Source organism: Phycisphaeraceae bacterium, from assembly GCA_019454185.1.
Lineage (GTDB): Bacteria > Planctomycetota > Phycisphaerae > Phycisphaerales > UBA1924 > JAHBWV01.
This window is the reverse complement of sequence record CP075368.1, coordinates 2,124,961-2,147,671: the sequence shown is the minus strand read 5'-3', so window position 1 is coordinate 2,147,671 and position 22,711 is coordinate 2,124,961. Positions and strand designations below refer to the sequence as shown.

Annotated in this window: 24 protein-coding genes; 12 read left to right on the top strand and 12 right to left on the bottom strand. The window is 64.4% G+C overall.

Translation table 11 applies throughout. The features are described 5' to 3' along the window. Nucleotides 1-162 precede the first annotated feature (162 nt). Nucleotides 163-2,031: a hypothetical protein gene (locus KF838_09175; protein QYK46955.1), complete on the bottom strand. Its 1,869-nt coding sequence runs from the start codon at nt 2,029-2,031 to the stop codon at nt 163-165. Between the two features lie 310 nt (nt 2,032-2,341). Between KF838_09175 and prfB the strand changes: the two genes are divergently transcribed. Together prfB and KF838_09165 are read left to right on the top strand one after the other, a co-directional pair. Continuing rightward, nucleotides 2,342-3,373 carry a peptide chain release factor 2 gene (gene prfB / locus KF838_09170; protein ID QYK46954.1) on the top strand — a complete coding sequence of 344 codons (1,032 nt, stop codon included), beginning with the start codon at nt 2,342-2,344 and terminating at the stop codon, nt 3,371-3,373. A 15-nt stretch (nt 3,374-3,388) separates the two neighbouring features. Beyond that, complete coding sequence (locus KF838_09165; GenBank protein QYK46953.1) at nt 3,389-4,225, top strand: prolyl oligopeptidase family serine peptidase; 837 nt, start codon at nt 3,389-3,391, stop codon at nt 4,223-4,225. Here KF838_09165 and KF838_09160 read toward each other — a convergent pair whose 3' ends face one another. Further along, entirely contained in the window at nt 4,226-4,663 is a 438-nt protein-coding gene (locus KF838_09160) for a hypothetical protein (GenBank protein ID QYK46952.1), read from the bottom strand. It abuts the gene before it with no gap. A 49-nt stretch (nt 4,664-4,712) separates the two neighbouring features. On the opposite strand from KF838_09160, the gene KF838_09155 reads away from it, so the two are divergent. Together KF838_09155 and KF838_09150 are read left to right on the top strand one after the other, a co-directional pair. Then, complete coding sequence (locus KF838_09155; GenBank protein ID QYK46951.1) at nt 4,713-6,047, top strand: MFS transporter; 1,335 nt, start codon at nt 4,713-4,715, stop codon at nt 6,045-6,047. 320 nt (nt 6,048-6,367) lie between these two features. After that, nucleotides 6,368-7,423, top strand: coding sequence for a fatty acid desaturase (locus KF838_09150; GenBank protein ID QYK46950.1), 1,056 nt, complete (start codon nt 6,368-6,370; stop codon nt 7,421-7,423). 24 nt (nt 7,424-7,447) lie between these two features. On the opposite strand, the gene KF838_09145 is transcribed toward KF838_09150, so the two are convergent. Together KF838_09145 and KF838_09140 are read right to left on the bottom strand one after the other, a co-directional pair. Beyond that, nucleotides 7,448-8,815, bottom strand: a complete 1,368-nt coding sequence (locus tag KF838_09145; GenBank protein QYK46949.1) for an amino acid permease — start codon at nt 8,813-8,815, stop codon at nt 7,448-7,450. A 105-nt stretch (nt 8,816-8,920) separates the two neighbouring features. Continuing rightward, nucleotides 8,921-9,613, bottom strand: a complete 693-nt coding sequence (locus tag KF838_09140) for a hypothetical protein (GenBank protein ID QYK46948.1) — start codon at nt 9,611-9,613, stop codon at nt 8,921-8,923. Nucleotides 9,614-10,170: 557 nt separating this feature from the next. On the opposite strand from KF838_09140, the gene KF838_09135 reads away from it, so the two are divergent. The 4 genes from KF838_09135 to sugE all read left to right on the top strand — a co-directional run bounded on the left by KF838_09135 (nt 10,171) and on the right by sugE (nt 12,781). Then, entirely contained in the window at nt 10,171-10,524 is a 354-nt protein-coding gene (locus KF838_09135) for an RNHCP domain-containing protein (GenBank protein ID QYK46947.1), read from the top strand. A 169-nt stretch (nt 10,525-10,693) separates the two neighbouring features. After that, nucleotides 10,694-11,095, top strand: a complete 402-nt coding sequence (locus tag KF838_09130; protein QYK49829.1) for a GNAT family N-acetyltransferase — start codon at nt 10,694-10,696, stop codon at nt 11,093-11,095. A gap of 147 nt (nt 11,096-11,242) precedes the next feature. Beyond that, nucleotides 11,243-12,385, top strand: a complete 1,143-nt coding sequence (locus tag KF838_09125) for a bifunctional methionine sulfoxide reductase B/A protein (protein QYK46946.1) — start codon at nt 11,243-11,245, stop codon at nt 12,383-12,385. A 42-nt stretch (nt 12,386-12,427) separates the two neighbouring features. After that, nucleotides 12,428-12,781, top strand: a complete 354-nt coding sequence (gene sugE, locus KF838_09120) for a quaternary ammonium compound efflux SMR transporter SugE (protein ID QYK46945.1) — start codon at nt 12,428-12,430, stop codon at nt 12,779-12,781. Here sugE and KF838_09115 read toward each other — a convergent pair whose 3' ends face one another. The 6 genes from KF838_09115 to KF838_09090 form a co-directional block, all read right to left on the bottom strand. Next, complete coding sequence (locus tag KF838_09115) at nt 12,782-13,420, bottom strand: hypothetical protein (protein ID QYK46944.1); 639 nt, start codon at nt 13,418-13,420, stop codon at nt 12,782-12,784. A gap of 3 nt (nt 13,421-13,423) precedes the next feature. Beyond that, complete coding sequence (gene obgE / locus KF838_09110; GenBank protein QYK46943.1) at nt 13,424-14,479, bottom strand: GTPase ObgE; 1,056 nt, start codon at nt 14,477-14,479, stop codon at nt 13,424-13,426. 53 nt (nt 14,480-14,532) lie between these two features. Next, on the bottom strand, nt 14,533-14,946 hold the full coding sequence (locus tag KF838_09105) for a PilZ domain-containing protein (GenBank protein ID QYK46942.1): 414 nt from the start codon (nt 14,944-14,946) through the stop codon (nt 14,533-14,535). A gap of 111 nt (nt 14,947-15,057) precedes the next feature. Next, nucleotides 15,058-15,552, bottom strand: a complete 495-nt coding sequence (locus KF838_09100) for a transcriptional repressor (GenBank protein ID QYK46941.1) — start codon at nt 15,550-15,552, stop codon at nt 15,058-15,060. Nucleotides 15,553-15,649: 97 nt separating this feature from the next. After that, nucleotides 15,650-16,138 carry a GNAT family N-acetyltransferase gene (locus tag KF838_09095; GenBank protein QYK46940.1) on the bottom strand — a complete coding sequence of 163 codons (489 nt, stop codon included), beginning with the start codon at nt 16,136-16,138 and terminating at the stop codon, nt 15,650-15,652. A gap of 198 nt (nt 16,139-16,336) precedes the next feature. Further along, nucleotides 16,337-17,554: an alpha/beta hydrolase gene (locus KF838_09090; protein QYK46939.1), complete on the bottom strand. Its 1,218-nt coding sequence runs from the start codon at nt 17,552-17,554 to the stop codon at nt 16,337-16,339. A gap of 245 nt (nt 17,555-17,799) precedes the next feature. On the opposite strand from KF838_09090, the gene rplU reads away from it, so the two are divergent. After that, complete coding sequence (rplU, locus tag KF838_09085) at nt 17,800-18,126, top strand: 50S ribosomal protein L21 (GenBank protein ID QYK46938.1); 327 nt, start codon at nt 17,800-17,802, stop codon at nt 18,124-18,126. An 83-nt stretch (nt 18,127-18,209) separates the two neighbouring features. Next, nucleotides 18,210-19,673: a sulfotransferase gene (locus KF838_09080; protein ID QYK46937.1), complete on the top strand. Its 1,464-nt coding sequence runs from the start codon at nt 18,210-18,212 to the stop codon at nt 19,671-19,673. Nucleotides 19,674-19,687: 14 nt separating this feature from the next. On the opposite strand, the gene KF838_09075 is transcribed toward KF838_09080, so the two are convergent. After that, nucleotides 19,688-20,209: an asparaginase gene (locus KF838_09075; GenBank protein QYK46936.1), complete on the bottom strand. Its 522-nt coding sequence runs from the start codon at nt 20,207-20,209 to the stop codon at nt 19,688-19,690. A gap of 128 nt (nt 20,210-20,337) precedes the next feature. Beyond that, nucleotides 20,338-21,090, bottom strand: a complete 753-nt coding sequence (locus KF838_09070; protein QYK46935.1) for a hypothetical protein — start codon at nt 21,088-21,090, stop codon at nt 20,338-20,340. A 183-nt stretch (nt 21,091-21,273) separates the two neighbouring features. Between KF838_09070 and KF838_09065 the strand changes: the two genes are divergently transcribed. Together KF838_09065 and KF838_09060 are read left to right on the top strand one after the other, a co-directional pair. Further along, complete coding sequence (locus KF838_09065; protein QYK46934.1) at nt 21,274-22,371, top strand: aromatic ring-hydroxylating dioxygenase subunit alpha; 1,098 nt, start codon at nt 21,274-21,276, stop codon at nt 22,369-22,371. A gap of 89 nt (nt 22,372-22,460) precedes the next feature. Then, the gene (locus tag KF838_09060; protein QYK46933.1) at nt 22,461-22,694 is read left to right on the top strand and encodes a YqaE/Pmp3 family membrane protein; all 234 of its coding nucleotides are present in this window, start codon (nt 22,461-22,463) and stop codon (nt 22,692-22,694) included. Nucleotides 22,695-22,711: the final 17 nt, after the last annotated feature.

The window sequence follows — 22,711 nt, the reverse complement described above, 5'->3', positions numbered from 1 at the left end:
TCTCGTTGCGCACGGGCCCATCACGCAGATTTCATCGTGTATCCGCCCCGGACACTGCATCCCCGGGAAAGAAAAGCGGCCCGCCCGGAGTGGGCGAGCCGCCGTGTGTTCGGGAATCGGTGCGTCCGCTCCCGTGATTGTCCTCAGTCGTGACGCGTCCGCTCAGACGCAGCCGTAGCTGAAATCATCCACGAAGTCGAGCATGTCAAGGATGTCAACCAGCCCGTCGTTGTTGTAGTCGGCGTTGACACCTGCCGCGCCGCAGGGGCCGGGCTCGAGCTGGCACTGCCCGAAGGAGTCGAAGAACGCGAGGAAGTCGAGGATGTCAACCTGGCCGTCCACGTTGAGGTCCGGGTTGCAATCGGGCACCGGCACGACGCCCTCGTCTTGATAGCTGTCGTTCTGCCACTTGGGCTGGTCATGCACGCCCGCGACGAAGTTGTTGCGCGAGCGGCTCACCTCGATGCTCCGTCCGGCCGGAAGGCCCGCGATCGCTGAGGAGGGGTCCGGAGCCCACGCGGCATGCGTGCCGAAGTTCGTGAACTTCCAGTCGGCGATCACGCCTCGGTCAGAGAAAACCAGGTGGCCGGAGTCCGTCATCACGAGCGAGCGGGGCTCAGTTCCCGCCGGGAATGTGATGAGCGAATCGATGTGGATGCGATCGACGGTCGGAGAGTCGGTCATCACGCGGTACATCGTGGGCGAGCCCGATGAGCAGATGTACCAGCGATCCGGCATGGTCGGGTCAGGGAAGACGGAGCCGTCTCCGATGATCGACACACCAGTCGGAAACGGCTGGTTCGCACGAGGCGTCAGATCGTTGTTGAATCGCACGAACCGACCGTTCGTTGTGATCGCGACGATCTCGTCCTTCTTGTCGTCGTACTCCATGTCCACGATCGGCCCGGGCGCGGTGGCCTGCGCCAGCAGCGGGTACGACCCTTGGTTCAGGTCATACTTCTTGACCGATCCATCCGCATGCACAAACAGGTGGCCGAATCGCGACACCGCGATGTTCGCGCGCTCAGCGGTGAACGTCGGGAGCACCGTTGTCCAGACGCCCGTCGCCAGATCCTGCTTGTAAAGCCGGTGCTGGTTGGTCGCCGTATTCACCTTGAGCGCATACGCCTCGACGCCCATCGGATGCAGCGCAACCTGCAGGATCTCCATCCCGGGCGAGGGGGTCTGCGAAGACGAGTTCTCGTTGTTCAGGCCGAACACCTTGACCGGCTTGTAGATATGGAAATCCGAGCCGAACGTGACCTTCCCCGTCAGGCAGACCTGAGGCCAGACCACCCACAGCTGGTCGAGGTAGCGACGCGTCGTCGAGTCCACACCGAAATCCAGCATGCGGTGCCGGTTGACCCAGTTGCCGTCGTAGTTGAAGCCCTGGATCGCCGTGCGAGTCTCCTCGGTCGAGAACACGGACTGGACCGCAAGGTCACCATCATCAGAGGCCGGGTTCCGAATACGGAACGTCGGCTCGTTGAAGTTGGTGCACAGCCCCTTCAACCCGACGAGCGTCACGCAGTGCCCGCCGTCGCGATCGAACACGCCCCCGCCCTGCGGCTTGTAATAGCCGTAGCAGACGTTCGTCAGGCCCCCGATCATGCCGATGAAGAGCCATGCCGGCGGGACGTACCCGCTCCATGAACTGAGCGTGAACTTGTCCTCGTGCCAGTCTTCGATGAAGTCATTCCAGCCGTTATAGGCGTTGTTGCTCTTGGTTCCATTCGCGCCGCTGGTGCTCATGTACGTGCCCATCGCGTTGATGCGAGCGGTCACGTAGTTGTAGTTCGTCTGGCTCTGCCAGTTCCGGGGGCCGGACATGATGTTCCCGTACCCGTTGTTGGCGATATAACCGCGGATGTTCGTGAATGAGGTGGGGACGCAGTGCATGCCCCCGTTGTTGGAGAGCCCGGTGCGCCGCTGGTCAAAGTCGGGGACGCCGTAGCGATTGATGGTGCACTGGGCGTTCGCCGCTCCAGAGAGGGTTGCCAGCGCAACGGCTGTGCATGCGATTGTCTTCATGGTGGCTGTTTCCTTCGGTGGAGGCCTGGCCCGCGCCCTCCCAGGACGCGGGCCTCTCGGCCGTGCTGCCACACAATGAGGCGACCCCTAACCCGATGCGCGCGAGGTTTTCAAAATTTCCTCGCGATCTGCCGCAGGACACACGCAGGCCCATAAACACCCCGAACCCCCTCAAAGCGACACCCGACGCGGCTACCATCGCCCTTCGTTTGGAGATTCCCCATGCACTATGACGCCCACAAACCCGTGATCGAGGGACTTGAGGCGCGGATCTTGACCATCCGCGACTCTCTTTAACTACGACTCCAAGATGGCCCAACTCAAAGCCCTCGAAGATCGCATGGGCTCCGAAGGGTTCTGGGACAACCAGTCCGCGGCACAGAAAGTCGTCGCCGAGGTCAAAATCCTCCGCTCTCAGGTCCTCCCGCTCGCCGAGGCCATGACCGGTCTTGAAGACGCCAAAGTCGGATACGACATGGCCAAAGAGGCCGGTGATAAGGATCTCCTCGCCGAGGTCGATGAGGGGCTCTACCAGCTCGGCATCAAAATGGAGCGCGTCGAGCTCCAGTCCCTCTTCACCGGCAAGTACGACGCCGGAAACTGCTTCCTCACGCTCAACGCCGGTGTGGGCGGCACCGAGGCCAACGACTGGGCCGAGATGCTGCTCCGCATGTACATCTTCTACTGCGAGAAGATGGGCTGGTCGCTCGAAGAGGTGGACAAGGGCTTCGGACCCGAAGTCGGTATCGACTCCGTCACCCTTCACGTCAAAGGCCCGTACGCGTTCGGCTATCTCTCATGCGAGCGCGGCACGCATCGGCTCGCCAGGGTCTCGCCCTTCAACGCCCAGGGCAAACGCCAGACATCCTTCGCCACGGTCGATGTCATCCCCGAGATCGCAGAATCCGAGGTCGAGATCCCCGACAAGGAGATCGATGTCGTCGTCTTCGCGCGCTCCTCCGGCCCCGGCGGGCAGAACGTCAACAAGGTCGCCACAGCCGTGCGCATCACGCACAAGCCGACCGGCATCCAGATCACCACCAACACCTACAAGGAAATGACACAGAATCGCTCCGCAGCGCTCGCGCTCCTCAAGGCCAAGCTCCAGCAGATTGAGGACGAGAAGCGTGAGAGAGAGATCACCGCCGCGAAGGGCGGCACGCTCGAACTCGGCTGGGGCACGCAGATCCGCTCCTACGTCTTCTACGACAACCGCGTGAAGGACCATCGCACCAACTACGAGGAGACCGACTACGAGGCCGTTCTCCGAGGCGAACTCGCCCCCTTCATCGATGCGGAACTCAAACGCCGGCGCGCCGAGAAGGAACGGGTGTCGAAGTGATCCGGTGCCGCCGCGATGCATGACGCACCCGCGCTGGTCTCCGCCTTCCCCATCGCGCTGCGCACCCAGTCACGCCTCGCGCGGGCCGGTGCGATCCCTCTCCTCCTCGCCCACCCGGACTGGAAGTCCCCCGCGCCGACCGTCCTCTGGATGCACGGACGCACCGCTTACAAAGAGCTCGACCCCGGGCGATACCTTCGCTGGATCCGCGCCGGACTCGCGGTCTGCGCCATCGACCTCCCGGGCCACGGCGAACGCCTCATCCCCGAGTTCCACACCCCCGCCCGCACGCTCGATATGCTCCAGCAGGCAGTGGGGGAGGTCGATCAGGTCCTCGAGTTTCTCAGCGACCCCTCGCACGCAGAGGCCTTCGATCTCGACCGCCTCGCCATCGGCGGCATGTCCGCGGGCGGCATGACCACCCTCCGCCGGCTCTGCGACGAGCACCCGTTCAAGTGCGCCGCGGTTGAAGGCACGACGGGCAACCTGGCCGGGCTCTACGCGCCATCGAACAAGACGCCCGCAGATGCTCCCCCGTGGCCCGTCAGCCACGATCCGGCCCGTGTCGCCACGCTTGACCCGATGCAGAACCTCGCAGGATTCAAGCCGCTCCCGCTTCTCGCGCTCCATTCAGAGCAGGATCGCCTCGTCCCAGTCTCGACCCAGCGCCGCTTCATCGAGACCCTCCGTGGCCACTACGTCTCGCGTGCCGCAGACCCATCCCTCATCGAGTTCACTACCTGGCCATCGACCGGCGCGCCCGATGAGCACGTCGGTTTCGGACGCGTCTCCAACGAGGCCAAGAACATCCAGGCCGAGTTTCTGGCCAGGCACTTACGGGTGAACCCATGATCAGCCCGGATCGATCTCAACCATGACACGCCCGCCTTCGTTCTCGGCATATGCCAAGCTGATGACAAGATCGATCGCCAACGCGACTTCTTCGCGTGTCGGATTCTGAAGCGCGAACATCGCCGAGTCACGTTCATCGCACCGCGACGCCAAGTCCTCACGTCCTGCCGATCGGAGCAATGCCGCCAAGTCGATGTCGTCCCGGCTGCATAAGTTGATGATTCCATCACCAGCGTACTGGATCACACCGAGTTCCTTGCCCTTGGCATTGTGAATCCAGATGGAGACCCAGCCGCCGTTACTCGCTCGCGAGCTCTCGAAGCGTGACAGTGCGGCATGGACAAGGTCCCGCACCGTCGAGAACTGGTCGCTCGGCCAAGTGCCGACCACGCCCCCTCCGCCCCCGATCGCCTTCTTCAGTCGGTCCAACCATCCCATCGCTATCCTCCGGTCCATTCAGACAGAGTCACGCCATAAGGATCGGCCAATGCCCCTGCTCGCCGACATACCGAACCGCCGCCAGGTCTGGGCGTGGGCTCTCTACGACCTCGCCAATCAGTCCTTCCAGCTCCTGATCAACACCCTGCTCTTCGGCCTCTTCCTGCGAGAGGTCGTGGTCGGTGGAGACGATCCCCGCGCCGGCACCCGCATCTGGACCATGATCACCGCCGGATCGCTCCTCATCATCGTCATCCTCTCCCCGTTTCTCGGAGCCCTCGCCGACCAGAGGCAGTGGAAGCGGGAACTCCTCCTTGTCTCCGGCGTTCTCTGCGGCGTCCTCACCTGTGCCCTCGCGTCCCTCGGGCGAGGCGATCTCGCGCTCGCCGCGACGCTCTACATCATCGCCGCCGTCGCGTGCGGCCTCGGCGAGAACTTCCTCGGCTCGTTCCTTCCCCAGCTCTCAACTCCCGCCACCGTCGGGCGCGTCTCGGCTTTCGGCTGGACCATGTCTTACATCGGTGCGCTCGTGCTCCTCGGCATCGTCGCCGCGTGGATCATGCTCGCCGGGCGTGCCGAGATGTCCCAGGCGCGGCCCCTCTTCCTCTTCGCAGGCATCTGGTTCATCGTCGGCATCGTGCCTTCCTTCATCTGGCTCAGGGAGAAGCCGGTCGATGCCTCTCTGCCGGAGAGTCCCGCCTCTCTCGTGGGCTCCACCGCCTCCCGCCTTGTCAGGACTGTCCGCGAGGCCCACAGATTCCGCCAACTCGCCCGCTTCCTCGCCATCTTTTTTGTCTACAGCATGGGCACCCAGTCCGTGATCTACTTCCTCGGGATGCTCGGCGACGACATGGGCTTCAAACTCCCCCAGTTGATCCTCTTCGCTCTTGTGATGTCCATCGCCGCCGGCTTCGCCGCATTCACCACGTCGAGATTCCAGGACCGTCTGGGCCACACGCGGACGATCTCGATCTTCCTCGGTGTCTGGGTCGCGGGAGTTGGCGTGCTGATCGCCGCACAATTGACATCCCTACCCCCGGTGCTCTTCTGGTGCGTCTCGGCCCTGCTCGGCATCGGGCTCGGCGGGATCGGCACCTCCAGCCGCGCGATCGTCGGCGCGTTCACACCCCTCGACAGAGCCGCCGAGTTCTTCGGGCTGTGGGGGATGGTCTACAAACTCTCGGGCATCTGTGGCGTGCTCCTCTTCGGCACGCTCTCGACCCTTCTCCGCAATGCCGAGGGCGCGCCGCTGCTCGCCGAGTCCCGCGCCCTGGCCCTCGGGGCGCTCGCCGTCTGCTTCTCGGCTGGCCTCGTGCTGCTGCGACTCGTGGTCGATGAGCGAGAGGGAGTCGCCGCCGCGTCGCGTGAACGGACCGGCCCCTGAGTCCCACGACTGCATGCCCCAACCACCCGTATCCGGTGTCGCGGAGCACGATCTGGGTCCGAGGGCCTCGTGCGCATAAACTCCGCGTCACCCGCTCGCGAGTCGCGTCAGCAGGAGGCGTATGTGAATGCCGTGTGAAGCCGAGTTCCGGCTTCACACCCGCCGCTCGCGTACCCCGCTCTCAGTCGCTATCTTGCCCGCGTGTTTCTGTCCCCGTGGGTCATTGGGCGTCGATAGAGCGTGAGTTTCGGCTGAGAATCGCTCCTATCGTAAATACAGAGTTCCGAGTCCTGAATTGCGGACAGCCGCGTGATACAAGCATGACACCACCATCAGTTGCCCCCGCTCTGAATCCTCAGACCATCGATCCCACCGAGGGGGTTCTCCCGCTCGTCATCACGAAGGTAGAGGCCGGGCAGATACAGCCGGTCGCCATCGACGGCTCAGGCGCGATCCCCACGCCCGAGGCCGGGTCTCTCGACAACGCCGATCATCACGCCGGGCTCGGCGAACGCATCGCCACCGCCGTGGTCGTCGTTGCCCCTGTCATCGGCTTCGCAGTCGCAATGGTGCTTCTCTGGGGCGGCGTCTTCAACTTCACATACCTCGCCATCATGGTGGGCATGTACCTCGTGACCGGGTTCGGAATCACGATCGGTTTCCATCGCTACTTCACCCACAAATCCTTCGACACCAGCCGTCCCATGGCCGCCCTGCTCGGGGTCGCCGGCTCGATGGCGGTGCAGGGCACGCTCCTTGATTGGGCCGCGACCCACCGCAGCCACCACCAGCACAGCGACCACGAGGACGACCCGCACTCTCCACACAACCACGGCGGAGGCATCGTCGGCGTGCTGAAGGGGGCGTGGCACGCCCACGTCGGCTGGTTCCTGAAGGGCGTGCAGGTTCGCGATCGCAAGTACGTGGTCGATCTCGTCAAAGACCCCATGGTCCGGCGCATCAGCGCGCTCTTCCCGCTCTGGGCACTGCTCGGACTGATCATCCCCGCGATCATCGGCGGTCTCGTCATGATGTCATGGAACGGCGCCCTGCTCGGATTCCTCTGGGGTGGGCTCGTCCGTGTCTTCCTTGTTCACCACGTGACGTGGAGCGTCAACTCCGTCTGCCACCTCTGGGGCTCGCGTCCCTTCCGCAGCCACGATCACAGCCGCAACAACCCCATCTTCGGCGTGCTCGCGCTCGGCGAGGGGTGGCACAACAACCACCACGCATTCCCCGCCTCGGCCCGCCACGGGCTCCGCTGGTGGCAGTTCGACGCCAGCTACATCGTGATCAGGACCATGGCCGCGCTCGGCCTCGCGAGCAACGTGAGAGTCCCGTCGAGAGAGCGCATGGAATCCAAGCGGGCCGCCTGAAGCCCGTCGCTCACGGCCCCGAGTTCAAGACCCGCCGCTCCGCCTGAACCGCGCCGCGTACAACACGCCGGCCACGCCGATCCATCCGACCGCGATCAGCGCGGGCACGCGCACGCTCGGCTCAAGGAACGCACCCACGATCAGCCCAAGCTCCCCGATCACGAACAGCGCGGGCACGACCGGGTAGAGCGGCACGCGGAACGACCGTGCGGCATCCCGCTTCTTCCGGCGCAGCACAAACAGCGCGATCCCCGTCAGCCCGAAGAAGACGCCGTCGATCAGCACCACACCCGTCGTCAGCCGGTCCACCGCGTCCTTGCCCCCCGCAGCGAGCAGGAGAGCCACCGCGACGCCCGTGAGGAGCAGGATCGCCGCCACCGGCGTCCCGAATCTCGCCGAGAGTCGCGCGAACGGCGCGAAGAACCTCCCATCACGAGCCGCGGCATACACCAGCCGAGGCCCGCTCAGCAGCTGCGCATTCAGCACCCCGAACGCCGAGAGCGCGACTGCCCCTGCGATCACGCGCCGTCCGGTGCTCGGAAAGACCGAGCCCACCGCGTCCGCCGCGAGGGATTTACTCGTTGCGACGCCTCGGAACCCGAGCAGGTCGAGATACGCCCAGTTCGCGAGCAGATACACCACGATCACCACAACAACCCCGCCGACGATCGCGCGGGGCAGGGCCTTCGAAGGGTTCTTCACCTCGCCCGATATCCAGAGCGCGTGCTGCCACCCGCCGAACGCGAAGAACGCCGGCGTCAACGCCGCGAGCAGTCCCGCAAAGGGCGAGAGCGACCTCAGTGGCATCTCGTCCGGATTCGCGACGGGCTTCTCCGGGGAGACGATCAAGGCCAGCCCCGTGATGACCAGCAGCGTCAGCACCTTCGCGTAAACGGTGAAGTTCTGGATCCGCGCGCCCCAGCGAACACCCATGGCATTCGCGAGCGTCACGAGCCCGATCAGCGCGATCGACACCGCGAGCACGCCCCCCGATGATCCCGCCGGTCGGCCCGACGCAACGATCAGGTTCTCCGTGCAGATCACCGCGATCACGCCGATCGCCCCCGCCTGCACCGCCGTGGCGTTGCAGAAGACGAACAAGAACGCCGGGAACGGCCCGTAAGAGTCCCGCAGAATCTCGTACTGCGCGCCCGGCGCGTGATACATCCCACCCAGCTCCGCGAACGCCAACGCCCCGCAGAGCGCAATCCCGCCCGCAACGATCCACGCCAGCATCGCGAATCCGCCGTCCGCCGATACCGCGGCCACTCGGCTCGGCGTGAAGAAGATGCCCACGCCGATGATCGCGCCGATCACCACGCACATCGCATCCCGCGTCCCGAGCACGCGCAAAATACCCCCGCCCTCTCCGCCCTTCGAAGGATCGCTCATCCGGCCGAGTCTACACGACCTCTCGCGAACAGGCAGGACACAAAGAAACGCCGGCCGCCATAAGGCGACCGGCGTTCTACTGATTCAACTCAAACCGTCAGGCGATCAGGCCCGGCGGCGGCGGCTCACGAGGCCGAGGCCCGCGAGAGCGACCATCGATGCGGGAGCCGGGACAACGATGTCCGTGAAGCCCGTGAGGACGATCACGTCATTGTCACCAGAGGCCATGAAGTCCACCGCGACATGCAGCGTCGCGAAAGAGGACAGGTCCGGGCCGGCGATCGGGCCGGTCGCGAACGCGCCGTAGTTGTACAGCGAGCCCGAGGGGCCGGGGCCGAAGGAGACCGAGCCGCCGACGTTCACGCCGAGATCCGTGACCGGACCGGCAACCCACGACCGCTGGATCGTGTCGAAGCCGCCCGTCGTCGAGATGCCGACGCCGTTGCCCGTGAAGTCCGTCATGCCGCCGACGATCGATGAGACGATCGTGGTCGCGCCCGCATCGAGCGTGATCGGCATGCTGAACTCGAACGAGAACGCAGACGCGCCACCGGCGTCGACAATCGCCAGGCCGTAGGCGATCGTCGCACCCGCATCACGCGGGCCGGCGAGCGTCTCGATCGTGGTGTCACCAAAGGTGTACACCGCGGGGACCAGGCGGAACTGACCATCGGCCTCGAACGATGCCAGCTCATAGCTGGAGCCATCGATCACCACCGTCGCCACAGGACCAGCGACGGCAAGACCAGCCACACACGCAACAGCCGCAGCAGCGGCAACACATCGAGCGAAACGCATGCTCTTTCTCCTCTTCTCTATGGCACCCGCTATGGCGGGGTACAAATTCCACTCACGCCCGACATGGCGTGCCGCAGTAAGAATGCCACAAGTCGCGGAGAATTCAAGGTTTAGACGCCGTCTTTGCACCCAATCAGGGAAGATCCTGAGGCCGTTCCGGGGCTCTCGGACCCTGAAACTGGCTATAGGACCTTTTCCCCGTTGTTATGAGACGTGCGTCGGGAACCCGATCCGACCCGCCCCGGATCGGGTATCCTTTCAAGTGCCATCCTCTGAGCAGGATCGGTCGCTTCGGAGTCGTTGATGTCTGCCACTGCCTGATCCATCCCGGCCCGTCTGACCATCGCAATCCGGACCCTCGTCCGGAATGTCTTTGGCAGCAATGAGAACGCCGGGATCGCGCGCACTACGCCCGCCAATGGGCGTTCTTCACACACTCGGCTTCATCCGTGCTTCGGTCTCTCTGAGCCGATGCACGATCTTCCACATCAACGCGTTTCCGCGCGCGGGTCTTCCAGACCCGACGCCGCCGGTCACGACGGATCAGCAAACCACCCATGTCACACAAGTCTCGTCCGGACTCCGGATTCACCTGTATCGTCTGCTCCTTCCAAGTCAGCCAGAGCGCCTGGGGCACTCGCCACCGCAACCACTGCCCGCACTGTCTCTGGTCACGCCACCTCGACGACGAGCCGGGGGATCGATGCTGCCCGTGCCGCGAACCGATGGAGCCCATCGCCATCGAAGTCCGAAAGGACGGCGAATGGTCGATCGTCCATCGCTGCGCGGGCTGCGGCACACTCCGCACCAATCGCATCGCGGGAGACGACCACGAACTCGCGCTCCTCGCACTCGCTCTCAAGCCCATCGCCACACCGGCATTCCCACTCGGAGACATCGGCCGCCGGTGATGCAACCACTATGCCGGGCCGGGACCGTTCGCACGGCCCCGGCCTCTTTCGCTACGCTCATGCCATGCCACACGTCACCATCCGAAACGCCGTGCCGGACGACGCCTCGCTCATCCTCCGACTCGTCAAAGACCTCGCGGCATACGAGCGTGAGCCCGACGCCGTCGTCATGACCGAACAAATGGTCCTCGCCCACATCTTCGGCATCGGCCTTCCTCCCGGCTCGCGCGGCCCATACGCCGAAGCAATCATCGGTGAGGTCGATGGTGTCGCACAGGGATGCGCCGTCTTCTTTCACAACTTCTCGACATGGACCGGCAAGCCCGGCGTCTACCTCGAAGACCTGTTCGTTCGGCCCGAAGCCCGCGGCGCCGGGCTCGGTCGCGCCCTCCTCACTCGAGTGGCCCAGATCGCCCTCGAACGCGGTTGTGCCCGCGTCGACTGGCTCGTCCTCGACTGGAACGAACCGGCAATCGGCTTCTACAAAGGGCTCGGAGCACGCGCCCTCACCGACTGGACGATCTTTCGACTCGACGAAGGGCCCATGCGCCGCCTCGCAGGTACCGATTGAACGCCCGACCCTCGAAAGCACCAACCGAATCCAAACCGGCAGGAGAATCCGCCGCGAATCGAACGCCGAACCCATCGGTACACTCTGTCCGGTGACGCACACGCCCACGCGGCATCCAATCGTCAAGGGGCTACCGAGGGAATTCGCATGAGAACAGGAACCGCGATCGCTCTCTTTGGTCTCTGTGTGATCGCCGCGGCACTGGTCACGTGGTCCATCGCCGCCGCGAAACGCCCGAGCGGTACGCTCCTCTCGCTCGTCTCCACGGCCACGGCCGGCCGGCCCGCAACCGCCGGCATCCAGCACACCCAAGGCACAGACATGAACGCTCCACAAGGCCCGCGCTACTCGCGCTCAGGCAACGACATCTCTCGCCTCGGCGAGTCGCGCATCAACGAACTCGCGACCAAGCTCTCACCCGAAGACGCGAAGGTCATCCTGAGAAAGGGCACAGAGGCCCCGTTCTGCGGCAATCTGCTCGATAACAAGCTCAAGGGCACGTACATCTGCAAGCTCTGCGAGCTGCCCCTCTTCTCCTCAGACGCCAAGTTCAACTCCGGCACCGGCTGGCCCTCGTTCTTCCAGCCCTTCGATCGCGACCACATCCGTTATGAGAAAGACGTTTCACACGGCATGGTCCGCGTCGAGATCATGTGCGAGCGATGCGGCGGCCACCTCGGACACGTCTTTGACGATGGCCCCGCGCCCACAGGACTCCGATACTGCCTCAACTCCGCCTCGCTCGACTTCGTCGAAAACGGTACCGAACTCCCCCCCATGGCTCGCCCCGTTGCGATGGAGAAGGCGTACTTCGGCGGCGGCTGCTTCTGGGGCGTCGAAGACCGCTTCCAGCAGATCCCAGGCGTCATCAACGTCGTCAGCGGGTATCAGGGTGGCAAGACCCAGAACCCGACCTACAAGCAGGTCTGCTACGAAGAAACCGGCCATGCTGAGGTCGTCGAGGTCTCCTTCGATCCCGCCCACGTCACCTACGCCGAGCTCCTGAAGTGGTTCTTCAAACTCCACAACCCGACTACCCTCAATCGCCAGGGCCCGGATGTCGGCACGCAGTATCGATCCGCCATCTTCGCGTCTGACCAGCGACAGCTCGACGAGGCCACGGCCTACATCGCAACGCTCCAGCAGACCGACAAATTCAAGAACAGGAAGATCGTCACGCAGGTCCAACTCGTCGCCGATGTCGGTCCCTTCTGGCCCGCCGAAGAGTACCACCAGGACTACCACGAGAAGCACGGCGGAACCTGCGCCCTGCCGCCCGACGACGAGTGATCTCCGCTCTCGCGGCATCGATGGCGGGCGAATGATCCACGCATGGCATGGATCCTCCTCACCGTCGCCGGATTGCTCGAAGTCGTCTGGGCCATCGGCATGAAGCAGAGCCACGGATTCACCCGCCTCTGGCCGAGCGTCTACACGATCGTCGCGATGCTCGTGAGCTTCACCCTCCTCGCCCTGGCGATGCGGGTGCTCCCCCTCGGGATCTCCTACACCGTCTGGGTCGGCATCGGAGCACTCGGCTCCGTCATCGCCGGCGTCCTGATCTTCGGAGAACGCATGAACCTCGTCCAGTTCGCATGCCTCGCCTGCATCGGTCTCGGCATCGTGGGACTCAAACTCACGACTCCAGCCAAGAAGCCGCCCTCCAACATCGCATGGCGCGGCTGATCAGTCGCTCTCCGCGCGTTCGAGAAGAACAAGCCACTCAGCGTTCCCCGTGCCCTTTTTCTTCCGCCTTGCACTCACAGAGCCGCCCAGCACCGGCGACTTCGTCACCGCGATCGCTCTCACCCCGAGCGTGGGCATCTCCGACACCACCCGATCAGTGATCGCCTCCGCCTCTTCCTCACCGAGCACCGTCACCCCGACCCGCGCACCGGATTCCCCGACCTCGTAATGGGGCTTGATCAGCGTGATGATCCGCCCGCCTGGTTTCATCCACCGCAGCGCGGCAGGAATCGCGTGCCGCTGCCTCGTCCACCCGAGATCAATCACCACAAGATCGACCCCGCCAGCATCGCTCACATCCCGGGGAGGCGCAGCGTGCAACGCGTTCGACCTCTCCATCACCACCACGCGCGGATCCTTCCGCAGTCTCCAAGCGAACTCGCCGTACGCCGTGTCAACCGCATAGACCCTCGCCGCGCCGTGCCGCAACAGGCAGTCCGTGAACCCGCCCGTGCTCGCGCCGAGATCGGCGCACACCATCCCGCTCGGGTCAAGACCGAACTCGCGCAGCGCATGCTCCATTTTGAGCCCGCCGCGGCTCACATACGGGCACTCGTCCTGAGCCCCGTCAACCGGCATCGCTCACTCGGCCTCCGAAACCGGAGCCCACTTCTCTTCGCGCTCCAGCCCCCGCGGGTGCAGAATCTCCCAGAGCTTCTCCAGCAGTTCCCGCGTCCCGAGCTTCGCCGCGCCGGAGAGCGCGACAACCTCCGTGTCCCTGCCGAGCTTGAGCTTGAGGCGAAGCTCCTTCACCTTCGCGGTCCGCTCCTTCTCGTCGGGCAGGAGATCGAGCTTGTTCAGCGCGATGATCTCCTGCTTCTCTGCGAGCGTCGTGCTGTACCCCGCGAGCTCCGCGCGAATCGCGTCGTAGTTCTCCGCTGGCGTCCGCTCGTTGTCGGGCATCACATCCAGCAGATGCACGAGCACACGCGTCCGCTCGATGTGCCTCAGGAAGTCATGCCCGAGCCCCGCGCCGTCCGCCGCACCCTCGATCAATCCCGGAATGTCGGCGATCACGATCCGTCGATCCTGGTCAAGCTCCGCGATGCCCAGCTGCGGCGAGAGCGTTGTGAACGGATAGTTCGCGATCTTCGGTGTCGCCCGCGTCAGTGCCGCGAGCAGCGTCGACTTCCCCGCGTTCGGCATCCCCACAAGCCCGACATCGGCGATGAGCTTGAGTTCCAGACGCAGCGTCCGCTCAACCGCCGGCTCGCCCGGCTTGGCGTGCATCGGAGTCTGGTACGTCGAGGTCTTGAAGTGCTCGTTCCCGAATCCGCCCCGGCCTCCCGGCGCGATCACCACGCGCTCATCAGGCTTGATGTCGCAGACCTGCTCGCCGGTCTCTTCGTCAAAAACCAGCGTCCCAGGCGGCACACGGATCACGCAGTCGCTCCCGTTCGCGCCGTGCTGCTGCTTGTACCGACCCGGCTCGCCCTCCTCCGCCTCCCAGTGATACTGGCCTCGGAAGGTGTACAGCGTGTTGACGTTGTGGTCACCCACCAGGATGACGGACCCGCCGTCACCCCCGTCGCCCCCGTTGGGGCCACCCTTGGGTTCGTACTTCGCCCGACGGAACGAGATATGACCATCCCCGCCCTTGCCGGACTTGACCTTGATAATGGCGCGATCGACAAACATGGACCCTGACGATAGGCCCACTCGGCGTCATACCCGCGAACCAATCCCCGAACTCACGCCGCCCGGTGGTACGCGCCCGAGGCGAACCGCCCGAGAAGCCGATCCCGATCCACATTGGTCGCGAACTCGTCGAAGAGCACGCCCATGAACACCGGCCCGGGCACACCATCGTCGTCCGCCCACATGACCGTCCCCCGGGCCAGCACCTCCTCGACCGGCGCGCCCTTCGCATTGCCGGGCGGGAGCTTCACCTCCAGCACAATCGATGTCCCCGGCTCGATCGCACGATCGAGCTCCATCCGCACGCCACCCTCGCTGATGTCATACGCGTGACCCTCGAGCAGCGTGGGCTCTCCAGGGACGCGCACCTTGACCTCGGTGTACGCGGGGCTCACCGAGAATCGCTCAAACGTGCGCCGATTCTCGCCATTGATCGTGTGGAGGACGGGGTTGATCTCACCGGGCATGGCACCGCTCCAGAGGGGGCCTGCCGGCCCCGCTCTGAGTTATCGACCACGACCCAACCCGACTTGATCGTCAGATGGCCACAGGGCGCAAAACGTGCTCTCGATCAACCGCTACGCGTTCTCTGCGGCTCCGTCCGATGCCGCTCCCAGCCGCTCCGGAAGCCCGTGCACGACCAGATTGAGTGAAACCCGCCCGAGCGAGACACCCAAGCGATTCTCCAGATCCTCTCTCAAACGCGGGCTGAGCGCATCGACCAGATGAACGCCAAGATCCTCAGGCACGTCCATCACACGCCCGTCCGCCGTCGTCAGATGAACATGATCGCGCATGTCCGAGTCGTAGCGTGTCGCGCCCGAAGGGCATGGAATCCGCTGCGCCAGCCCCGAACGCACAAAGACCTCAAGCGTGTTGTATACCGTCGCAAGACTCAGGCCCGGCTCCAGCCGTCGCACCAAGTCGTACAGCTCCTCGGCCGTTGGATGCGTGTGCGTCGATGCGAGCGCCTCGTACACCAACTCCCGCTGACGGGTGCAGCGGAGATTGCTCGAACGAAGCACCTCTCTCGGAGCCCTGCCCATCGCGTGTTGGTCCTGTGAGGACGGCATGACGAATCCTAGGCCCGTACCCGCGATCCACGCACAATGCACGTGTTTCCCAACCCCAAACCACACAAGGGGTTAGTCACTCGGTGGCAGTGCCTGCTTACTCGACTTCCTCTTCCTCATCCGGCGCGACAAGGTTCATCTTCAGATGCGGGATCCCCGCCTCGGAGAACTCGTCGCCGTCTCTCGCCCAGCCGAGCTTCTCATAAAAACCCTTCGCACCCTTCTGCGAGTGGCAGAACAGCTCGCGAAGCCCGAGCTCGCCGAACGCGCGGCACTCCACCTCGACCACAAGCCGCCTCCCCAGCCCCTCACCCTGGCGCTGCGGATCGACAGCCATCTGCATCAACTTCCCTATGCCTCGCTCCGGATAATCAGCCAGGAGCAGCGCACACCCGATCACCCGCTCTCCCGATGGATGATCGAACACCGCAACGAAGTGCTCGAAGCGATCCTCATACCCCGGGAACAGGTCGCGAAACTTGTGGATGTCCAGCCCAAGAGGCCTCAGCAGCACCTGCTCACGCAGCGCGACCTCCTGCGCGTACAACGCGCCGTCGCTCGGTGTGATGCGCTTGATTCGAACCACGGGCGGAACCTCCCGACGCGAACCCCGAACCGCAACAGGCCGGACGCGGCGTGTGCCAAGAATAGCACCGACCACACGACCGGTGTCGGCCCTGTGCCGCTCATCCTCAGGCAGAGTCGCCACCCTCCCGATCACTGCTCGGCCAAGCAGTGGGGGAGATGCACGCCGCCCTCCACCCGTCTCGCCCGATTCCTCACGCTACTGGTTCAGCAGCCGGTAGAGGTGCTCATTCGATCGCCGCTCACGCCCCAGGATGCGGCTCGAAGAGACCCCCGACATCACCTGCCAGATATCCGCGATGACCTCCGGACGGTGCAGGTATCCCCAGTGGTCAAACATCCGCTCCTTCATCGAAGACTTCGGCTGATCGAGCACCCGCGCCGCCGCTTCGATCGACGCCCTGTCAGAGATCGCGCCCAGCACCGATGCCGCGTTCGTCCTCATGGGTGTCCCGCTCGTAGCCGGATGCGCGGACTTTGCCCCGAGCCGGAGCGCGCTGCAATCGACAGCGACCGTGCGAGGGGGCAGAATGCTCGTGTCAACCGACTGCGGCCCGTGCTGCCCGAGACGCTTCTCACCCGGGTTCTTCACCGTCGATGAGTGACGCAGCGCATCATCGCTCACGTGGTTGTACACGTGAACGCGATCCGAGTACGTTGCCAACTGGTGCATCGGCTCGCCCGGGTTGAGCGCGGTCCACTCGACATCCGCGTTCAGCAGCAGCGTCTCCCCGAAGACAGGATGCCTCAGCGACTGATCGCTCACCACCGAACGCATGAACTCGCGGAGCACCTGATTGCCCATCGAGTGGGCCGTGAGATGGATCCGCTTGCCGCACAGTTCCGGACGCGCCCGACGCCTCTCCGGATCGAAGAACTCTGCATAGAAGCGAACCAGCTTCGAGAACAGACGCCCCATCACCATGCCCGCAGGTGCAGCAATCTCCTGGTCCTTCCAGTAGCGATGGATCTTGCCCCACGAAGGCCAGGTGTAATAGACGATCTGCGAGACCGGGCTGTGCGCGTTCGAGGCGTAGACCTGTGTCAGCCGGTGCAGATGCACCAGCGCATCCGGCCACGAGTAGTTGAAGCCGTGGATGAAGAAGAGCACATCGCCCTTCCCCTCCGGTGCCGCGCTCATCGTGTCGTACAGCGACTTGAACATCCGCTGCGTGCCCGGCAGCGTCTCCGCCTTCGTTCCCTTCGTCACATCGTCATACCCCGGCTCGAAGGTGTCCTTCAGGAACGTCACCGCCCCCTCAAGATCGGCCGCGCTCGGAGTCGCCGGCAGGCCGTTGTCCCTGAACGATGCGATCCGGAACGTCGGCAGCGAGTCCAGACGCTCGCTCTGCGAGTCCGTCACGACCACCCGCTCACGTCCGGACTTTGGATCCGTCTCGACACGACGATTCGTCACGATCCAATGTTGAGCCATGGCAGCAGTCCTCCCGCCCGCGGCGGGCATCGCCGCAGAACTTCCCCAGCATACCAAGATCGCGACCCAAGATGTGGGGAGAACGCTCGCAAGCAGACATTCAAAGTCGCCCTGCGATGCACACACGCCTACCATCCCGACCCCACAGCCCGACGGGCACCAAGACGTGTGAGCTGCTCTCACCCGCCCCGAATCAAGCGTGGATCGTAAGTCTTGGAGTTTCAAGCATGTACGCGATCATCGAAGAGTCCGGTGGCCAGCGCAAGGTGACCAAGGACGAGACCATCCTCGTCGATCTCATCAACGGTGGCGAGTCAAAGGCCGGAGAGAAGATCACCTTCGATAAGGTCCTCGTCATCGGCGAAGCCGGCGGCAGCGCAAAGCTCGGAACCCCTTATGTCTCAGGGGCTTCCGTCGTCGGCGAGATCGTCGAGCCCATGGTCCAGGGCGACAAGCTGTACATCTTCAAGTTCCGCCCCAAGAAGGGCCACTCGCGCAAGACCGGCCACCGGCAGCGCTACACCAGCGTCAAGATCACTGCGATGAACGGCTGATCAGAACCAGCCGATGAAGGTGGCCGAGTCGGCTCGGCCCGCTGTGTCGTGGGCGGTATGCATTCCGAGCCAGGAGCAACCGCATGCAAGCCCAGTTCCAGCAACTCGTCGCCGAAGCCCAGGCCGCGTACAAGAAGGGCGACTACCACAAGGCCCTCGGCCCGCTCATCCAGATCGCCAAGGCCGCGCCGCAGGATCCCGACGCGCAGTTCCGCCTCGGGCTCTGCCAGGCGTACCTCGGCAAGAACGTCGATGGACGTGCGTCCATCGATCGCGCCGTCAAACTCAAACAGAATGATCCGAGGTTCCACTGCGGACTCGCCTTCATCTCGCGACGCGAGGGCAAGGTCGCGCGAGCGCAGAAGGAACTCGATCGCGCCATCGAGATCGATCCCCGCCACGAGCCCGCCGTCAAGATGAAGGCCGAGCTCCTCTACTTCGCCGACGATGCCGAGGGAGCGTGCCGAATCATCGAAGAGGCCAACGCCTCCGGCTTCGAGTCCCCGATGCTCGACATCGCCTTCGGCCTCTTCTGCGCGAACCTCGATCGTGCGGCCGAAGGAATCAGGCGTCTCGAGGCTGTCATCGACCGTCCCGATGTCGGCGACAGGCCGCGAGCCAGCGCGCTCTTCCGGCTGGCCGCGCTCTACGACAAGGCCAAGCGATACGACGATGCATGGGCCGCGTACACACGCGCCAACGCCTCGTCCCCCAAACGCTTCAACGCGCCCATGACCAAGGCCGCCACCGAGCGGACGCTCGAGACCTGGACGCCCGACGCCGTCGCCCGTGCGCCGCGCGCGAAACGATCCGGCTCTCGCCTCGCCTTCATCGTCGGCATGTCACGCTCCGGAACCTCGCTCACCGAGCAGATCATCGCCAGCCACCCCAAGGCATTCGGCGCGGGCGAGCTGCTCGACATGATCATGATCGCCCACGATATGCGCCTCTCGGACTTCCCCCTCTCCGGACAGGTCCACTCCCCCGAACGCCTGAGCCAGCTCGCCGTCGATGAAGCCGCACGCCGCTACCACGACATGGCGAACGCTCGCGCGCCCGGCGCAGAGAAGTTCACCGACAAAAACCCCTTCAACTACCAGCACGTCGGCCTCATCCAGCTCCTCTTCCCGGGCTCGCGCGTTGTCTGGTGCCGGCGCAACCCGATCGATGTCTGCGTCTCGAACTACTTCCAGGACTTCGAGGACACCATCCCGTGGGCCTCGGACCTCTCCAGCATCGCCCTCATGTACCGCCTACACGAGGACCTCATGCGCCACTGGCAACGACTCTTCCCCGGCGCGATCATGGAACTGCACTACGACGATCTCGTCGATCGCCAGGAAGAGAAAACGCGCGAGCTGCTCTCGTTCGTCGGACTCCCCTGGGACGAGCGCTGTCTCAAGTTCTATGAGTCCGACCGGATCACGATGACCGCATCAAACGACCAGGTCAGGAAGCCCCTGTACAAGTCCACGGGCCGGTACAAGCCCTACGAGAAGCACCTCGTCCAGCTGCGCAAGGATCTCGGCCTCCCTCCCGCGCAGTAGCATCTCCGACTTCTTCACTTCTTGACGAACGTGTGACGCTGGCGGTCCTTGGCCACGCCTGGGAACCCGAGCGCACGCCCGTGCGCCACGCAGTACACGCCCGGCTCCAGCACGCCGACCGCAAAGATCGACTCCGTCAGGTTCTGCAGCGCATCCGAGCGCGTCATCTCGAATGGACGCATCGCGCCCGTCAGCACGATCGGCACGCGCGGACGCACGATCCGCTCGTGCAGCCACTGCCCCGTGACCTCAAGCGTGTCTGTCCCGTGGAGAATCACGATCCCATCGGTCTCGAGGGTCGATCCCGCCTCGCCCCCGAACGTGCGCACCGCGTCCACGATCCGCGCCCTGTCCTCGTCGGTCAGTTCGAGTGAGTCCTTGCTCATCAACTCCACGATGTTGATCGAGGTCTCTTCGAGGCGCAGCCGCCGGAGCATCCTTCGCACCAGCGAACGCCGGTTGGCCAGTCCGCCCGTCTGCTCGTCATAGGTCTTCTCGATGGTGCCGCCCGTGGTGATGAGCGTGACGTGTCGCATGTGGCGCTCGCGGTGTGGGCTCGGCCCCGGGGTGTCATACAGCGAAACGCGATGGATGACGCAGGGGTGGGGGAAGAAGCAGAGGAATGATGCAAAAAGCTCTGCAGGGACGGAAGACCCGGCCCGCACTACCTGATCCTACCCGCCGATCCGAACTCGGATCCCGGCCCGCTGCTGTCGGACATCGCTGCCCCCACGGCGATCGAACTCGGCGACTTCTCGCTCGCCGCGCGTGCCGACATCATGATCCCGCGCTCTCCGAGGTAGCGTCTGGTCTGGGCGTCGAGCGTCGCATCACGGAGCCCCTTGGCCGCGCCGAACTGCCCGGGGTGGATATCCTGGTCGGTCAACTCCGCCAGTTGTCGGATCGACAACTGCAGCGAATCAACCGCGTAACGTGAATCGACAAGCCGCTTGATCTCCCGCAACTGCGCCAGCCCCGAGAGCGACGTCATCGCGGCCTTCAGCTTCCTGTGCCTGCGCAGGAGACGCGACTGCAACCGGATGTTGTCCGACGCCCGGACACCCAGGTTCGCGAGCAACTCCTGCGTCGAGTCCGCGATCGGCTCGTGCTCCTGCACCATGTCGAGCAGCGCGTACATCTCATCAAGATGGAACTCGCGCCGGCCACCCTGCCACACCCACACCGCGTGGTCGATGTCGTGCAGCATCGCCCACGCCATCCGCTGCGCCTCGTCCGCCATCTTCGCACGCTCGATCAGCCAGTCCACCAGCGCGACGGTCAGCGCAAGCCCCACGATCTCGGCCGCGAGGTTCGGCAGCAGCTCAACCAGAGCACTCCGCCCCTGGATGAGCACCGAAACAACCGTCGTGATCAGCGCGATCACCCCGAGTATGCCCGCCAGTATCCACCGATTCATCGATGCACTCCAGAACGCCGCACGCTCATGCGCACACCGAAACAAGCACGCCACAAGAGCCGTGCCCGCACGCGCACCGGGCACCATCGTACCGTCTTCTGTCGCACAAGCGACAAAAGAGTCTGCTTCAAGTCGCCGAACTTCCGCTTGTACTCACCCCCCGCGATCCCATAACGTGGTCCCATGTCGCGCCAACTCCCCGATGTCCACCCCGATATCACCCTCGCCCAGACCCTCCCCGGCTGGATCTATGGAGACCCAGAGCTCCACGCCCGCATCCTCTCCACCGTCTTCAGTCGCTCCTGGCAGCCGATCTCCGACCTCGACGCCCTCCGCGTCCCCGGCACGGCCCTCCCCGTCACGCTCCTCGAGGGCTCGCTCGACGAGCCGCTCCTCATCACGCGCGACCACGACGACCGGCTCCACGTCCTCTCGAACGCCTGCACGCACCGTGGCAATCTCGTCGCCGAGCACGGCGCAGTCTGCTCAACCCTCCGCTGCCGCTACCACGGACGACGATTCGATCTCGACGGACGGTTCAAGCACATGCCCGAGTTCGAAGGGTGCAAAGACTTCCCCTCCGAGCGCGACAACCTCCCCAGGGTCCCCTTCGCGGACTTCGCCAAGCTCATCTGGTGCTCCCTCGACCCCATCTGCACCTTCGACGAGGCCATCGCGCCCATCCGGCAACGCCTCTCGTTCATCGACACCGCGTCACTCACGCTCGAACCGACCCGCTGCCGCGACTATCTCGTCAACGCCAACTGGGCCCTCTACTGCGACAACTACCTCGAAGGGCTCCACATTCCCTTCGTGCACGACTCACTGAACGATGCCCTCGACTACGGCGCATACGAAACCGATCTCCACCGCTGGTGCAATCTCCAGATCGGCACCGCCGCAAAGAACAGCGCGGACCCCTGCTTTGAAACCCCCGCTGAACATCCCGACCACGGCAAGCGAATCGCGGCATACTACTACTGGCTCTTCCCCAACATCATGCTCAACTTCTACCCCTGGGGACTCTCAGTCAACATCGTCCGCCCCCTATCTCCGACACTCACCAAGGTCTCGTTCCTGACATACATCGGCGATCGATCCAAGATGGACCGCGGCGCGGGCAGCGGGCTCGACCGCGTCGAACGCGAGGACGAGGCCGTCGTCGAAGCCACGCAGAAGGGCGTCCGCTCCACTCTCTACACACAGGGCCGCTACTCGCCGTCGCGCGAGCAGTGCGTCCACCATTTCCACCGCCTCCTGCTGGAGTCTCTCAGCGCGTGAGCATCTCGTCACCGGCCGACGCCTCCATGAGCCGCCCATCGTTGGCACACGCCCGGCACGCCTGTTATGCTGCGCGCCGGGAGTGTCGCATGCGGACTCTCTTCTGTGCGAAAGCTCTCCACGTCCCACCACTCGCGGAGCCGACACATGAGCGACCTGCAGACAAACACCCTCCTGATGGTCATCATCGCGATTCTCCTCCCACCTCTGGCGGTCTTCCTAAAGAAGGGCCTCGGCATGCCCCTCATATCAGCATCATCCTGACACTCCTCTTTTCCGTTCCAGGTCTGATCCACGCCCTGTACGTCATCCTGAAGACCTGACCAGAGCGAATACCCAC